Origin of the sequence: Methylomonas sp. HYX-M1 (genome assembly GCF_040741385.1) — a bacterium.
GTDB classification, from domain to species: Bacteria; Pseudomonadota; Gammaproteobacteria; order Methylococcales; family Methylomonadaceae; genus Methylomonas; species Methylomonas rhizoryzae.
This window is the reverse complement of sequence record NZ_CP160405.1, coordinates 2,238,174-2,254,862: the sequence shown is the minus strand read 5'-3', so window position 1 is coordinate 2,254,862 and position 16,689 is coordinate 2,238,174. Positions and strand designations below refer to the sequence as shown.

At 49.5% G+C, this 16,689-nt stretch carries 10 protein-coding genes and 1 pseudogene; 4 read left to right on the top strand and 7 right to left on the bottom strand.

Annotated features, from left to right (window positions below):
- Positions 1 to 54 precede the first annotated feature (54 nt).
- From AB0A83_RS10135 to AB0A83_RS10125, 3 genes and pseudogenes are all read left to right on the top strand, one after another.
- On the top strand, positions 55 to 1,545 hold the full coding sequence (locus AB0A83_RS10135) for a RimK family protein (protein ID WP_150048173.1): 1,491 nt from the start codon (positions 55 to 57) through the stop codon (positions 1,543 to 1,545).
- A gap of 145 nt (positions 1,546 to 1,690) precedes the next feature.
- Positions 1,691 to 3,106, top strand: coding sequence for an Nramp family divalent metal transporter (locus tag AB0A83_RS10130; RefSeq protein ID WP_367156144.1), 1,416 nt, complete (start codon positions 1,691 to 1,693; stop codon positions 3,104 to 3,106).
- A 25-nt stretch (positions 3,107 to 3,131) separates the two neighbouring features.
- A pseudogene (locus AB0A83_RS10125) lies at positions 3,132 to 4,943 on the top strand (patatin-like phospholipase family protein); the annotation flags it as partial.
- Between the two features lie 307 nt (positions 4,944 to 5,250).
- Here AB0A83_RS10125 and AB0A83_RS10120 read toward each other — a convergent pair.
- The 5 genes from AB0A83_RS10120 to AB0A83_RS10100 form a co-directional block, all read right to left on the bottom strand.
- A complete protein-coding gene (locus tag AB0A83_RS10120; protein ID WP_367156143.1) occupies positions 5,251 to 9,171 on the bottom strand; it encodes an amino acid adenylation domain-containing protein in 3,921 nt (1,306 codons plus the stop codon).
- Between the two features lie 208 nt (positions 9,172 to 9,379).
- Entirely contained in the window at positions 9,380 to 10,279 is a 900-nt protein-coding gene (locus tag AB0A83_RS10115; RefSeq protein ID WP_150048170.1) for a LysR substrate-binding domain-containing protein, read from the bottom strand.
- A 23-nt stretch (positions 10,280 to 10,302) separates the two neighbouring features.
- Positions 10,303 to 11,409, bottom strand: a complete 1,107-nt coding sequence (gene ald / locus AB0A83_RS10110; protein WP_150048169.1) for an alanine dehydrogenase — start codon at positions 11,407 to 11,409, stop codon at positions 10,303 to 10,305.
- A 639-nt stretch (positions 11,410 to 12,048) separates the two neighbouring features.
- Complete coding sequence (locus tag AB0A83_RS10105) at positions 12,049 to 12,840, bottom strand: TOBE domain-containing protein (RefSeq protein ID WP_150048168.1); 792 nt, start codon at positions 12,838 to 12,840, stop codon at positions 12,049 to 12,051.
- Positions 12,841 to 12,888: 48 nt separating this feature from the next.
- A complete protein-coding gene (locus AB0A83_RS10100; protein ID WP_150048167.1) occupies positions 12,889 to 13,512 on the bottom strand; it encodes an inorganic pyrophosphatase in 624 nt (207 codons plus the stop codon).
- A 237-nt stretch (positions 13,513 to 13,749) separates the two neighbouring features.
- Here AB0A83_RS10100 and infA point away from each other — a divergent pair, with 237 nt between their 5' ends.
- The gene (infA, locus tag AB0A83_RS10095) at positions 13,750 to 13,968 is read left to right on the top strand and encodes a translation initiation factor IF-1 (protein WP_013819653.1); all 219 of its coding nucleotides are present in this window, start codon (positions 13,750 to 13,752) and stop codon (positions 13,966 to 13,968) included.
- Between the two features lie 39 nt (positions 13,969 to 14,007).
- Here the strand turns inward: infA and clpA are convergent, their stop codons facing one another.
- Positions 14,008 to 16,290, bottom strand: a complete 2,283-nt coding sequence (gene clpA / locus AB0A83_RS10090) for an ATP-dependent Clp protease ATP-binding subunit ClpA (protein WP_150048166.1) — start codon at positions 16,288 to 16,290, stop codon at positions 14,008 to 14,010.
- 10 nt (positions 16,291 to 16,300) lie between these two features.
- A complete protein-coding gene (clpS, locus tag AB0A83_RS10085; protein WP_150048165.1) occupies positions 16,301 to 16,624 on the bottom strand; it encodes an ATP-dependent Clp protease adapter ClpS in 324 nt (107 codons plus the stop codon).
- Between the last annotated feature and the right edge of the window lie 65 nt (positions 16,625 to 16,689).

Here is a 16,689-nt window from a genome sequence, read left to right as displayed (position 1 = left end):
ACAATCCTGTTCGATTCTGCCACTTTCCGTTACCTATCTCTTTGCTCTGCAAACATGGCCACCACACTTTTGGTCGTCGATAATTTATCCGATTGGGGACCTTATTATCCTAGCGAACAAGTCATCAGCTTCGAAAATTATTTAGCGTCCACCGACAGCAAATCCGAACAACGAACCCGAATCATCAATTTATGCAACAGTTACGCTTATCTGTCAGACGGCTATTATTGTTCGTTACTGGCTGAAGCGCGCAATCACCACGTCATCCCTTCGGTCCGTACCATTAACGACCTTGGCAAAAACGCGCTGTTTCGATTGCAATTGGACGAATTCAGCCAACCTTTGGCCCGCGCATTCAAAAAACCCAGCCCATTAGGCGAATTCAAACTTTACAGCTATTTCGGCAGTACGCCGGAAGCCGATTTTCAAGAACTGACCCGGCGACTATTCGAACGTTTTCCCTGTCCGGTATTGGAAATTACTTTTCGCCTGCACCAGCAATGGGAAATTACCGATTTAAATGCCGTTTCCCCGCGCCAGCTGGACGATGCCATGCAAACCTTGTTTGCCGACGCATTAGACAAATTCAGCAAAAAAATCTGGCGTAGAAGCCGCGTTCGCAAAAACGCCCGCTACGATTTGGCCATTCTGATTAATCCTACCGAGAAATTACCGCCCAGTAACCGCTCCGCCCTGAAAAAATTTATCAATACCGGCCGGCAAATGGGTATAGACGTAGAGCTGATCACTCAAAAACATTATGGCAGGATTCCGGAATTCGACGGTTTGTTTATCCGCGAAACCACCGCTATCGATCATCACACTTACCGGTGCGCCAAAAAAGCCGAAGCGGAAGGCTTGATAGTGGTCGATGATCCCACCTCGATTTTACGTTGCGCCAACAAAGTCTATCTGGCGGATTTGTTTCGCACGCATAAAGTACCGACGCCCAAAACCTGGATTTTGCATAAAGACAATCGTAGCCATTTAGACCAACTGGAAAGAAATGCCGGTTTTCCGGTAGTGATTAAAATTCCGGACGGATCGTTCTCGCGCGGCATCGTTAAAGTCAACAACCGGCGCGAATTGGACAGCAAAGTCGCCGAACTATTCGAGCAATCGACGCTATTGTTAGCTCAAGAGTTTTTATATACCGAATTCGACTGGCGCATCGGCATTTTTAACCGTAAAGCCTTATACGCCTGCCGATATTTCATGGTGAAAAATCATTGGCAAATTTACCGGCACGGTTCCGGACGCACCGATAGCGGCGGTTTCGCCACGATGCCGACATTCGAAGTGCCTAAAGGCGTATTGGATGCGGCGCTCAAAGCGACCCAGCCGATAGGCAACGGCTTTTACGGCGTCGACGTAAAGGAAGTCGGCGGCAAGGGTTTCGTGATCGAAGTGAACGACAATCCCAGCATCGACGCCGGCGTCGAAGACAACTATTTAGGCGACGAGTTATATCGCGTGATCATGGCCGAATTCTTGCGCCGGATGGAAAATCGCAGTCGCGGTCTGGATAACGACGAAACCAATTAAGCCGCCTTTGTTTCACCGTCTGAGGTTTTGATAATTCGCGCACGGCTAACGTTTAGGCATTTCGCCGACCCGTTCGGCCAACCGATACTATTAATCCGGCATTTTAAAAAATCAGCCCCAAAAATTGTTTCAGCCCCCTATGAACATGTCCGACTTCGCTCAACTACCGCAAAAGCCCGTTCCTCGTTTTCCCGGCTGGTGGGCGGCATTAGGACCCGGCGTGGTCTGGATGGCTTTGGCGCAAGGCAGCGGCGAGTTGATTTGGTGGCCCTACATGATCGCCAAATACGGTTTGACGTTTCTATGGTTGCTGATGCCGGCCTGTTTGCTGCAATACCCGCTGAATTTGGAAATCGGCCGCTACACCTTGTTGACCGGGGAAAGCATTTTTCATGGCTTCATCCGCTTGCACCGCGGTTTCGGCATATTTCTGTGGATTTTGATGAGTGTTTCGTTCCTGTGGTTCGGCGCCTTTGCATCCGCCGGGGGGACGGCAATGGCGGAATTGACGCACTGGCCGAACGGCTGGAGCCAGCGCGAGCAAAGCCTGTTTTGGGGTTACGCATCGATAGCGGTATTCATCGGCGCGATATTGGCTAGCGGGGTGGTCTACACGCTGATTGAACGCTTTATGAAACTGGTCGCGCTGGTCACTGTGATCGGCCTGATATCGGCTTGTATGCAAGAAGACGTAGTAGCGACTTTACCCGAATTCGTGCGCGGACTATTGGGTCCGACAGCAGCCATGCCCAGGCCGTGGCAAGCTTCCGACGCCAGCAAACTGCTAACCGCGATTACATTCGCCGGCTTGGGCGGTTTTTGGATCCTGTTTTATTCGTATTGGCTGCGCGACAAAGGCGCCGGCATGGCCGGCTTGATCGGCCGCATCACCGGCTTGGGCGGTGCCGAAGAAGCGGTTTCCAGCGACGGCATATTACCCAAGGACAACGAGGACAGCCGCGGTCAATGGAAATTGTGGAGACGCTTTCTCAGTCTGGACATCATGATCGGCATTATCGGCAACTTGCTGACGACGCTTATGACCTGTCTGTTAGCCTACGCCCTATTGTTTCCCAAAGGGCTGTTGCCGCAGGAGTACGAATTAGCGGTGGTGCAAAGTCAATTTTTTGCCGTCAGTTGGGGAGAAATCGGCCGTTTGCTGTTTTTAGTCGTCGCCGCCGCTTTTTTGACCGACACCTGGTTGGCGACCGCCGACGCCGTCAGCCGCATCCAGGCGGACATCGTGCAGACGTTGTTCCCACGCACGAGAAACTGGCCGGCCCGCCGTTGGTATTACCTGTTTTTGGCTTTGTTGACGGTCATCACCTCGTTTACCATGCAGCTGGACGCGCCCGGCCCGTTGATATTGACCAGCGCGCTGATCGGTTTTGGCGGAACCATCCTGTTTCCGCCGGCATTGTATCTACTCAACTACCGCTTGTTACCGGCACATTTGCCGGAGTGGGCCAAACCCCGGGGTACGCCTTGGTTGCTGGGTTTGAGCTTTGTCGTGTATCTGGCGTTGGCGGCAGCCTATCTATACGCCAGTTTCCGCTTATAACCCAAGGCCGCACCTGCTGGCGCAAATGATAGAGACCGAGCGTATTTTGGCAGCATCTGCGGCGTTTCGCGGCCTACACCCCGATTTGTTGACATTCTTGGCCGCGTCGGCGCACTATCATCGCAGCGACTACGAAACGCCGCTGTTTGCTCCCGGCGATCCGGCCGGCGGACTGTATTGCTTGGGCAACGGCCAAGTCACGCTGTTCAACGCGCGCGATTCGGTGACTATCGAACAGCCTTTGGCGCGCCTCGACAGCCTATTCGGCGAGTTTCCGCCCGGACCCAATCCCTGTCATCGATACGGGGCCAACGTTGTAGCGAACAGTGCTTGGTTATATTGGCCCGAAGACGCATGCTTGGCGGCCTTAAGCTACGAAGCTTCGCTGGAACTCGCCGGTTACGACTGTTTGACGACCCGGCTGATTCGATGTCGCATGGCCGTTACGATGCGGCTTTGCGGGGCGTTTTCCGGACTTGCATCACCCGTCGCTCAAGACTTGAGCGAACAGCTCGCGCTCAAATTCGTGCCCGCCAGGCAAGATGTAAACCGGCTTTTATCTGCCGAACAGCCGGCCTTCTACATCGTGGTTGCCGGATGCCTAACCTTAAAAACGGCCAATGCCGGTAGTCGTCCAACATATCGTTTGGAACCGGGCGGGCTGGTAGGCGCAAATGACTATATGCCTTACCCGGATCAAGCGGCATTACAGACCAACAGAGATAGCTTACTCGCCTATCTGCCGATCGATAGACTGGAAAACTTGTTGTTGCGTCATCCTGTAGCCTTGAATCGCTTTTTGCTCGCTAAGCTAAACCGCCTCGAGCCTGCGGCATCACCGGTACCGGAGGATAGAAAAGCGGTTATCGCCCTGATCAATTTGTCCGATGCGGTAAATACCGGGCTTTTCGTCTCGCAGCTTTCGGATGCGTTGCGGACACAAGGCGCAACCGAGACGATTGATCGGGCGCATTTGCAGCAAAACAATGCCGCCTGCGCCGCTACCGATGCGGAAGATGCCATGCTGGCGGATTATCTGGCGGCTCGAGAACATACCAATCGCTTTTTACTGCTAATAGCCGACCCGGTATTCGATGCCTGGAGCCGGCGTTGCATGCGCCATGCGGATCACATCGTGTTGGTCGTTGCAGCCGGCGACTGTAAGCAGGTCTCTGCGCTGGAAGCGCAGATTGACACCTACCTGCAAGAGCAACAACTGCGCCCTCGATTAGTCATTCATCACCTTGCCGACACCGTTTCAATTGAACACAGCGCCGATTGGCTAAAACTTAGAAAAGTCGAAGCGCATTACCATGTGCGTTCGGCCAATACCGAAGACTTTGCCCGGCTGGGCCGCTTGTTGAGCGGAAGCGCCTATGGATTGGTCTTAAGCGGCGGCGGCGCCAGAGGTTTTGCTCATGTCGGCGTATTGAAAGCCATGCGGCAAAAAGCCGTCCCGGTCGATTACATCGCCGGCAACAGCATGGGGGCTTTGGTGGCCGCACACTATGCCATGCGGCAAAACCCTACCGACCTGTTGAATGCTTTGCTCGAATTGTGCCTGACCCGCGATAGCCTCACCCTGCCCTTAGTCTCGCTATTTTCCGGAACCCGAATCACGGCTGCCCTGCAAGCCTTGTTCAAACAGGTCGAAATCGAGGATTTGTGGTTGCCGTTTTTCTGCGTAGCCGGCAATCTTAGCGACGCTTCGCTCGAAGTATTCGAGAGCGGCCGGCTGACGCCGGCCTTGTTGGCTTCAAACAGCCCACCCGGCTTGTTTCCACCGCAAATGATAGCCGGTAACATTTTGGTCGACGGCGCCTTGCTGAACAATTTGCCGATAGACGAAATGCGCCGGCGTTTACCTCACGGCAGGATTATCGCAGTCGATGTCGATCCCTTGGAACCTTTGAAAGCCGATGCCGATTTATTAGGCGGCTTCAGTGGTTGGCAATGGCTACGCAATCGTTTCAATCCCATCAATTCGCCAACTTCCCATCCGCCTAGCTTGATGGAACTACTAAAGCGGGTTTGGAAACTAGCCGCGTTGGCGGCAAAAATGCGCAATCCGAATCATACGGCCGATTTGTTGCTGCGCCCGCCGGTTGCCGAATTTGCAGTAACCGCCTATGCAAAAGCCCACATCATCGCAGATATCGGTTATCGTTACGCACTGACGCTACTCGAGCAACCGAGCCCGGGTAATGCCTTGCTCCAACCGAACGCTGTTCCGGGCGATAAACCGGCGCAGGATCTTGTAGACAAGCTTTAATCGCCTTGCTCAACGTCGGCAAATGTAACGGTAGGAACATGCTGCCGTGCATGCCGGACACTTTGCGCATCTCTAACGGCTGTTTGAAAATCGTTGTCCATCCGCAAAACAATAAGCGTTTCAGCGGCCAAAAAGCGCTGGTTATCAATAAAACGGCACGGCCCTTGTACGGCCTCAAGCGATGCTGCGCCAAACCGGCGATTTGCATTTGCATGGCGGGATCGTTAACCATCGCGGCCATGCGCCTGTCGTCCAGATTAAGCCATTGAAAAATAGGCGACTTCACCAAAATTTTCAGCAGCGAGAATAAACGACCCGAGCGTAACAGGCTGCGCGGATAAACGCTATCCAACAATATCAAGCATTCGGGCTTGAGGTTATAGTGCAATCCCAATATTCTAGCGGTCTCCAATGCCGTAATGCCGCCGATGGAAAATCCGCCGAGATAAAATTTGTGTTGCTTATGCTGAGCAATCAAGGCTGCATATCCGCGGGCAATCTCTTCGATACTCGCGGCACCGTCATCGACGCGCGGCGGATTCAGAATATGTAATTTGCAAGAATTTCCCAACTTGTCCGCCAGCGCTCGAAAGCGAAAAAAATCGCCCTCGCCCGAAGCCGCCAAATAAAAATGGGTCAACTCCCGTTCCGAAATAGGCAATTTACACTCCCGGTCGAAGCGCTCCGGATGCGCATGGCAAAGCTGAGCTGCTTGTTCGGCAATCGTCGGAAATTCCAGCAAAAATGCTATCGTTTGCCGGCAACCAAAACTTTTTTCGATGGCCACAATCAAACTGATCGCGGTTAACGAATCCGTATCCTGCTCAAAAAAATTATCTTCGACGTTCAGTTGCGGATTTTTTAACACCTGCCGCCAAATTTCGAGCAATTTAGCTTCCATCGCATTTGCCGGCAACCTTGGCAACGACGCTTGTTTAGAGACTGCCGGCAGCGGCAATTGATCGTAAGCAATTTTACCGACCGTTGTGGTCGGTAAAGCCGCCATAACCGAGATGAGTTTCGGTATCATGTAATCCGGCAAGCGATGTCGCAACAAGGCATACAAATCATGCTGCAAATCCGTAGGATTCGGGGCTTGCGATTCGACATAAGCGACCAGCACTTTTTGTCCTGTTCCACAGTGCGCGGTAACCGCCGCGCGCTGCACTTCGCCATGCTGCAGCAATGCAGATTCAACCTCGCCGGGCTCTATGCGATAGCCCCCCAGTTTGACTTGTCGGTCCAAGCGTTCTGAAAAATACAAGCGTCCGTCGGTACCGATGTAACCGCAATCTCCGCTACGGTACACACTGCCGTGATTTTGTTGATCGAACGGATTCGCTACAAATTTGTGGGCGGTTAACGCCTGTTGATTCAAGTAGCCTTTACCGACGCCCGAGCCACCGATGACGATTTCTCCGTGCACGCCCAACGGCAACAATTGCATGCGTTTATCGACCACGAATATGCAGGTATGGTCAAGCGGACTACCGATAGGTAGAGGCTCCACGTCGTCGACCGAACATTGCCAGGCACTTGCCAAAATGGTAGTTTCCGTCGGTCCGTATACGTTAAACAATTTGGCCCCCGTCCTTTTGATAAAAGCCGCCGCCAAACCGGCGGGCAGAGTTTCTCCTCCGCAACAGGCGATCCGCAGAGGAATGCGCCCGTCGCCCGGTAAGCCTTGCAATAAAGCCTTTAGGCTGCCGGGCACCAATGCCAAGGCGTGTATAGCTTCGTCGATCACGAATTTGGCAAAGGTTTCCGGCGTGGGACGTTGCCATGGTGCCAATATTAAGCAGGCCCCCTGAGTAAGCGATAAACCGATTTCGATTAACGCCGGGTCAAAGTGGGTTTGTACGTTTTGTCCGACATGCTCCCCCGGCCTGATTTCGAACTGCTGTTGTAACCAGGCTAAGCGTAGCGACAATGCACGGTGATGGATTTTTACCCCTTTAGGTTGCCCGGTACTGCCCGAGGTGAAGATTAAATAGGCCGTATCCTCCGGTTGCGGATGAGAGAAACTCAAGGGATAACTAGTCAGTAAGATGTTTTGGTCAACCCAGATGATGTTGGTGTGCAAACCGGACACCGATACACCGTCTTGAGTTACCGCCAATAGCGCAGCTGCTTGCCCTTGACTGAGTAGGTGGGCGATACGTTGCGGCGGACTTTCGCAATCCAAAGGCAAATAGACCGCCCGGATTTTTAAGATAGCCAATAAGCTGACGATCGTTTCCGGACAGCGCGGCATGCACACCGCTACCACGCTTCCCGTCCCGCAATGGCGAAGTTGCAATTCATGGCCTAAGCGATCACTTAATCCGTCCAATTCGCGATAAGTAAGTTGCTTTTGCCCTGATCGAACCGCTACCGCGTCCGGCGTATTGGCTACCCATTGCTTGAATTGGCCGATGACGCCAACGAAGTCCGGCAGCTCCTGTTGCCTATTAAATATATGAAATATATATTCTTTTTCGCTATACGGCACCAAATCCAGCTGCCAAAGCGGTAACTGCGACCTGACAGTCACTTGCTGCAACAAGCCAATAAAGCGCGCGGACAGATAGGCCAATTCGTCTTGATTGAAACACGTTTCCGCCGCCTCGAACACAATTTCCACGTCCCGCTGGGCGCTAAATTCGCAAACTGTTACGGCTAGGGGATAGCGAGCGACACCGCTAAACAATTGGCAGGCTTCAACTTCCGCATGGCCGAATTTTACCGAATAGTCCTGGCGTTCGTAGGACAGCACCAAGTCAAATAAACTGTCCCGTTTGCTTTTCAACAAATGTAAACGTTGATTGATGGCGCTCAACGGAAAGCGTTGATGTTTATGTACCTTTCGAATCGCTACGGAAAATTGCTTCAATAATTCGTCGAAACACGTTTCGAAATCGAGGTCTATGGAAAGCGGCGACAAACTGGCGAACATTCCCAACACGTTCTTGAAACGCGCTCCGGCCCGATTCAACGACGGCAAACCTACCGTAATGTGCGGTTGCTGGTGCGCCCTGGCAAAATAAACGCACAGCGTAGTCAGCAGCAAGTGATAACAGGTCGACTGCCGCGTCTGCGCCCATTGTTCCAATTGATTGTACAGTGTACGAGATATTCGAAAGCGATGAAGAACTGCCCGAGTTGCTTCGACGTGCCGATTCGCTTGATATTTCTCGCGCAGCAACAGTTCGGGTATCTGCGGGATTTGTTCCTGCCAGAACTGTGCGTCGCGCTGATAGGTCGGCGACTCGAGATAGCTTTTTTCCAAACCGACGAAATCGGCAAAATTCTCTTCGCCGTTGCGCGGTATTTCGTTTTGCGCTAGTAAACAATTATAAAGCGTTGCCAAACGGTCAATGACGATTTTGGTACTCCAACCGTCGGCAATGACATGATGGTATTTGGTTAACAACGCAAATTTCCGCTCAGTCAGCTTTAGCAACGCAAATTGCCAGTAGCAACCATCCCCATCGACGTCAAACGCTTCTGAAAATCTGGCAGACAACCATTCGTTAGCTTTGAACGTCGGATCCGGCGCCGCTGAAAAATCCAAGAACGGAAACTCGACCGTCTGCTTAGACTTCACCGAAGTAATGAGTTGGCCGTTTCGAGTGTGCGTTATTCGAGTACGGAGTATAGGGTTTTCCGTTACCAGGCACTGAATAGCTTGTTGCAATAAATTTTTATCGACATGACCGTATATCAGCAAATAACCGCCTATGTTGTACATAGGACTATGCGGTCTGGCAATTTGATCGTACCAAATGGCTTTTTGATTCTCAGTCAGCTGCATCGGCTAGTCTTCGTCCAAGAAATATACTCACCTTGACGTGATCCGCTGGAAGAATTCCCTCTTTGAAAGTCCTAAGCTAGACCATTTTCAATCAGCAAATGCTAATTTGATCCGGGTTTTGCAGTCTCAGAGGCAGTCGGATACCCATAAGTCTGACAGTATATGCTTACAGAACAAAAATTGCCGAACAATATACAGTTTTATCGATTTATTGTTTTCTAATGCGTGCTTGCTGTAGTAATGCGTCTATAAAAAATCGGCAATAGGACGGCAAATAGAGTTGCTGCAAATAGGCGATTTTGGTAACGGACGGCGGGATGAGATGTTTTAACGAAAGCGCCACCAAATCCTCATCTCTCTCCGCTTCGTATGAAGTTTCCGCGATGATGCCCACTCCTAATCCTAGCCTAACGTAAGTTTTAATCACGTCGGAGTCGGCGGCGGCAAGTATGATATCGGGCTGCAAGCCCGCGTCTGAGAAGGACTTATCGATTGCCCCCCTACCGGTAAAGCCGGGACAATACGTTAAGATGGGGAAAGCAGCCAAATGTGTTAGCTCAATAGGCGTTTGCAACAACACATGGTTTTTAGGCACTATCGCCACGTGATGCCATTCATAACAAGGCCGTATCACTAGACGTTCGTCTTCGGCCAATTTTTCCGTGCAAATCGCAATGTCGGCTCGGTGTTGGTGCAGTAGGTCGATCAATTCACCCGGGGAAGACTGCACCATATAAATTTTAACGCTCGGATAACGGACTCTAAAGTTCTGAACGGGATTCGGCAACAAATACTTGGCTTGGGCATGCGTAGTTGCGACATGCAAGGTGCCGCTTCGGTTGTCGCGAAAATCATCGGCCATGGTCTGAATGTTTTTTTTTGCCTGATGAATGCGCTCCACTTCACACATGATGCGTTCACCTAACGGCGTAAGTCCCAATAGGCGTTTACCATGCCTCTCGAACAACGGCGAGCCCAGTTCGGACTCTAACATCTGCAATTGGCGACTGACCGCTGATTGCACAACATGCATGCGCTCAGCGGCCTTACTTAGATTGAAACCAGTCTCTTGCAGGGTACGCAACAACTCCAGTTGACTCAGATTCATAAACCGGTGAAATCAATCCGCACTCAAAATTCGGCAAACGAGCGATACCGCTCCGGAACAGAAAAAGCTTCCGCAACCGGCAAACAGGTGATATACCCTTGATAGGTATTCAGCGCTTTGGCAAAGCCGGGCTCTTGCTTTAACGCCGCTATACCTTGATCGGCCAATTTTAAAACATAGGGTAAGGTAGCTTCGGTCAGAGCTAACGTGGACGTTCTCGGATAAGCGCCCGGCATATTGCTGACACAATAATGCGTGACTCCGTGTTTTATGTAGACAGGTGCATCGTGTGTGGTCGCTTGCGCAGTTTCGATACAACCGCCTTGGTCGATACTGACATCAACGATAACGGCTCCCGGCCGCATACTGAGCACCATTTGTTCGGTGACGACATGAGCGGCCCGAGCACCATGTATCAATACCGCACCAACAACCAAATCTGCATCTCGAACAAGCTCTGCGATAGTGGCCGGCTCGGAAATAACATATTCGATCAACGGCGAGATTTCCCGCTGCATTTTGAGCCCATTTTCCGGAAATAATCCGGCTACCGTTACGTTAGCGCCTAAGCCGATCGCCGTGCGGGCCGCGTGGGTACCGACAATCCCATCTCCGATGATCAAAACATTCCCATGGCGCCGCCCTAACACTGAACCCAACATGACGCCGTTACCGCCATGACAAGCGGCTAAGTAGTAACAACCCATTTGTACTGCCATGTTACCCGCTACCGCGCTCATAGGGGCAAGCAAGGGTAATCTAGCGTCCGGCCCCTCCAAGGTTTCATAAGCCACAGCGCTAGTCTTGCCGTTTAACAATGCTTCGGTCAACTCCCAGGGCACTCCGGCAAGATGGAAGTAGGTGAAAACAATTTGATTGTTCAGATAACCATACTCCGCTGCGATAGGTTCTTTAACTTTTACCACTAAATCGCATGCCCAAGCCTGATCGACAGTCACTATGGAGGCACCAACCGACCGGTAAGCGTCATCGCTAAATCCGGATCCTTTCCCGGCGCTTTGTTCCACGCACACATCATGACCGTGCGCGACCAGCACCGACACACCTTCCGGCGTAAGGCCTACCCTGTTCTCTTTGACTTTAATTTCCTTGATTAACCCTACTTTCATAAATCGAACTCCTCTTGAATGCGCTGAGCGGTCAAAATTTCAATATCCGTATCAAGACCGGGAACATCGTAGCGTCGAACATAAAATCCGATTTAACGGGCCTGCCATTCGCCATGTCGCAGGATTGTCTAATACCCATCAAGCGCCGATCTCGAATACAAATAGTATTTGTATCTATGCCGAATAAAGCAGGTTTGATGCCAATTGTTTAAAAAATCGGCGGCTGATAGACGCAAAATTTAAACCTCTTTATCCGCAATGAAACTCGCATGATTCGGGTACCGTTCCGCTATTCCATTGTTAAGCGGCCATCAAAAAACTCGAAGTCATAAAGACTTTTATTTTCATAAAGATACTGCTTCAGTATCTAATTTCGTCATGCCAAAACGCCAATACCCATAAGCTCGCTGCTTTCCAATCAAGGCCGGTGCAACAATTTTGCCCATCGCCGTTCAAACACGCCATTCGCCTTTAATTATTCGAGGCATGTCATGAATACAACAATTGCTAATGATCTAACTGCACAAAACTCAGTTTTGCAGCAGTAAGAAAATAACTGACCAAAATTGGCCGAAGGCAAACTATGCTCAAACGCCAATATGATGCGATGAGGCGGAAAACAGCGTGGTTGAAGGGAGTTTACTTGTGATCGGCTGCAATTCCCAAAATCGGGGCTCCACTGGAAAACAAAGCCCACACTTGAGAACCGGCAATGAGTCCGATTTGGCGAATGCATTCGTGAGTCATAGAAACCGCTAAGCTTTCCCCGCTCGGTAACCCAACATAGGTTGTTGTGCTGAGTTCATCTTCAACCATTCGAATGACTTTACAGCGTAATTTATTGTTTAGCGGGTAAAAATTCTGGTTTTGATTCGTGCTTAATATGATGTCGGTGTCGCTCAACAACAAAAAAGCATCGGACATAGTCGTTAACCCCATATTACTCAGAGAAGCTAATTCCAACGTAACGACAACCTTTGTCCCATCTTTTAGTTCGACAGTTACCATCGCGTTCACTGCACCATGAACGATTTCAGTAACGGTTCCGAATAATTGATTTATCGCACTGGCTTTGACAGCCATACGTTGCAAAAGCAATAAGGTGTCGACATCTTCCAGCAAATCCTGATTTAGTTGCGAGATAAATTCCGAATGCCGCTTTTCCAACCTGTTATATAAAAGCAACAAAGAACGTCCCGCATCAGTTAAAAAAGTGCCTCCGCCCTTACTTCCCCCTGTGGTGGTGCTAATCAAAATTCTAGGAGCTCGTGAATTTGCGCCTTCTATAATCTGCCATGCACCTTTGTAGCTTAAGCCAACCAATTTTGCCGCCTGACTGATAGATCCGGTCGAATCGATCGCTTTCAATAGGTCTATCATTCGCCTATCGATTGCACCCGCCAAACGCAACTCGCCTTCGACAAAATTCATCGCAACTAGCAGCTATTCGATGCGCCTGACACACTTCAAAGACTTAGGCTATTCGACATATTTGCAACCAAAGTGGTATTCGTAGTCGGCCATAGAACGCTTAATTACTTCATGGGCTTCTTCGCGTCCATACACATTGGTAATTTCACATATGCTTTTTTCACTGGGTAAGTGTTTGTAGGTGAGAAAATAATGTTTTAGCCTATTAATATAAGATTCCGGGCAGTCTGATACGTCACGCCATTGCCGATAAAATTCATCGCCTTTCATCACTGCAATAATTTTGTCGTCAGCTTCACCACCATCAAGCAGGCGAAAGCCACCAATCGGGATCGCCTGCAACAATATGTCCCCATGGGTGACACTTCGTTCGCTTAATACGCAAATATCCAAGGGATCCCCATCACCCTTACTTACGGTCCGTCCTGATCTCAATTCCGCGTATTCAGCTGTTTTTTCCGCGCAATATGTGCGTGGGATAAAACCGTATAGCGTGGGGATCATGTTTGAAAACTTCTGTGGCCTATCAATTTTCAAATATCCCGTTTCTTTGTCAATTTCGTACTTTACGGTATCGGAAGGAACGATTTCGATAAACGCGGTAACAATGTCCGGTGTGTTAGCTCCCGGGTTTATTCCATGCCAAGGGTGTGCTTTATGTTGAATATTCATTTCTAAACAATGTTTACACGGTAAACACAATCTACCATGTTTATGTGTTTTAAAATTGAAATAATCTGTTTATGTGGCTTGAAATTTGGCCTTACCGCGCAAAATATCCGCCAGCTAAACAAGTGCTTAGGCATTTTGTCGGGGCAAAATCGACTGCTGAAAGCTGGACTAAAAACTATCATTGCCTATTCAGCTGCACTTTCGTGTTAAAATGGGCTTTTTTTAGAGGTTAACCTGATGGCGAAAGAAGATCAAATCGAAATGGATGGCAAAGTGATAGACACCTTACCTAATACGATGTTTCGTGTGGAATTGGAAAATGGTCATATTGTGACTGCCCACATCTCCGGAAAAATGCGCAAGCATTACATTCGTATCTTAACAGGCGACAAAGTCCGAGTAGAAATGACTCCGTATGATCTGACTAAGGGCCGCATCACCTTCCGCAACCGCTAACCTTGTTTTAAGCAATTGATTAGCGGTTGCGCTGATTCATCATACAATTTGGTTGAGCTCAGAAACGACAAGCTGCTTACTTTGAATATTGAAAGACAATTGATCGTTTTCTATATAGATTCGTACGTGACCGCCATTGACTAGGCGGCCGAATAACAAATCCTCCGCTAACGGTTTTTTCACTTTTTCTTGGATCAACCTCGCCATAGGCCTTGCCCCCATTTTCTCGTCGTAGCCATGTTCTGCGAGCCAAATTCGTGCGTCGGGCTCCAATGTTAAGGTGACGTTTTTGTCCGCCAACACCGCTTCGAGTTCGAAAATAAATTTATCCACCACGCTACCGATTACGTAGGCATCCAAAGCCTTGAACTGTACTATTGCATCGAGTCTGTTTCGGAATTCCGGAGAAAAGGTGCGCTCTATTACCTTCATACTATCGGTCGCATGATTTTGCTGAGTAAATCCTATCGATGCTCGACTACTTTCGGTTGCTCCCGCGTTTGTTGTCATGATTAGAATGACGTTTCTAAAATCCGCTTTACGTCCGTTGTTGTCTGTTAATGTACCGTGATCCATCACTTGCAACAGCAAGTTGAAAACATCGGGATGCGCTTTTTCCAATTCATCTAACAACAGCACGGAATGAGGATGTTTGGTTACCGCCTCGGTGAGTAAGCCTCCTTGATCAAAGCCAACATATCCCGGAGGCGCTCCAATTAGACGAGAGACGGTATGACGCTCCATATATTCGGACATATCGAAACGGATCAACTCTATCCCCAACACCTTTGCCAGCTGTTTAGTGACTTCAGTTTTGCCAACACCGGTAGGACCAGCGAACAAAAATGAACCTATAGTTTTTGTGGTATCTCGCAATCCAGCCCTAGACAATTTGATGGCCGAAGCAACTTCGGCTATGGCCTCGTCTTGGCCAAACACCAACATTTTCAGGTTCTTCTCCAAACTGCTCAGCTTATCCTTATCGCTAGACGAAACCGACTGGGGAGGTACTCGCGCGATTTTGGCAATGATTTCTTCGATCTCAGAAGCATCTATCACTTCTTTACGTTCGGATGGAGAAAACAGGCGTTGCCGTGCGCCGGCTTCGTCGATCACGTCGATAGCTTTATCCGGCAAATGCCGATCCGATATATACCTCTCCGACAGCTCGACAGCGGCCCTTAACGCTTCTTGCGTGTATTTCAAGCCATGATGCTCTTCGAATCGAGTCTTCAGTCCCTTCAATATCTTGACAGTATCTTCTACCGAGGGCTCAACTACATCGATTTTTTGAAAGCGTCTAGCCAAGGCATGATCTTTTTCGAAAATCCCTCGATACTCCTGATAGGTCGTCGAGCCAATACAACGTAATTGACCCGACGCCAGCACAGGCTTAATCAAATTAGACGCATCCATGACTCCGCCGGAAGCAGACCCGGCACCAATAATGGTGTGGATTTCGTCAATGAACAAAATCGAGTTGGGTTCTTTTTTAAGCTGAGCTACCAGTGCTTTAAGCCGCTTTTCGAAATCCCCCCGATACTTCGTGCCGGCCACCAAGGCCCCCATGTCCAGCGAATAAATGACATTATTTAAAAGTATCTCCGGTACTTGTTCTTCAACGATCCGCTTAGCAAGTCCTTCGGCGATAGCAGTTTTACCAACGCCGGCTTCGCCAACCAATAATGGATTGTTTTTACGTCTGCGACACAACACTTGGATAGTTCTTTCAACTTCCAACTCCCTGCCGATTAACGGATCAATATTGCCTTTCAAAGCCTCTTCGTTAAGGTTGGTAGCGTATTTTTCGAGCGGACTGGATAGGCTTTCACCCATGCCACCACGCTCATTCTCGGTTTCTTCGTTATGCTCGGCTTTGGGTTGTTGCTCGATTTTAGAAACCCCATGAGCCAAATAATTCACAACATCCAATCGGGTAATGTCTTGTTTATTCAGCAAATAAACCGCATGCGAATCCTGTTCGCTAAATAATGCTACAAACAAATTCGCACCAGTCACTTCCTTTTTATCGGACGCTTGCACATGAAATACCGCACGCTGCAACACTCGTTGAAACCCCAATGTCGGCTGGGTTTCTCGTTGTATACCCTCCGGAATCAGCGAAATCGTTTCATCTATAAATCGGGTCAGCTCGCTCCTCAGGGCATTGACATTACAACCACAGGCGATAAGGATCGGAATGGTCGTTACATTGTCCAACAAGGCCAACAATAAATGCTCAACAGTAATAAATTCATGCCGTTTCGCGTGAGCGTTGGTAAAAGCGGCATTTAACGTAACTTCAAGTTCTTTGCTTAACATGGCTTACCTCTCACGCTTCTTCCATAGTGCACATCAACGGATGATGATGCTCCCTGGAAAATTCATTAACAATATATACTTTGGTTTCGGCGACATCCTTTGTATAAGTCCCACATACTCCTACGCCTTGGGTATGAACCTGCAGCATAACTTGCGTGGCTCGCTCCTGACTCATACTAAAAAAATCGGTGAGTATCTGAACTACAAAATCCATAGGCGTGAAATCGTCGTTGAGCAAAATGACTTTGTACAACGGCGGTCTTTTCAACTGCGGTTTCGCAGTTTGCACGACAATATCGCCATCAGAGTCTTTTAAAGGATCGAAGTCAGTCATGGTTTCGGTGCGTCTCTCTAGGGTTCAGCTCTAACATAGCGCCTTCAATGCCAAATTTCAATGAC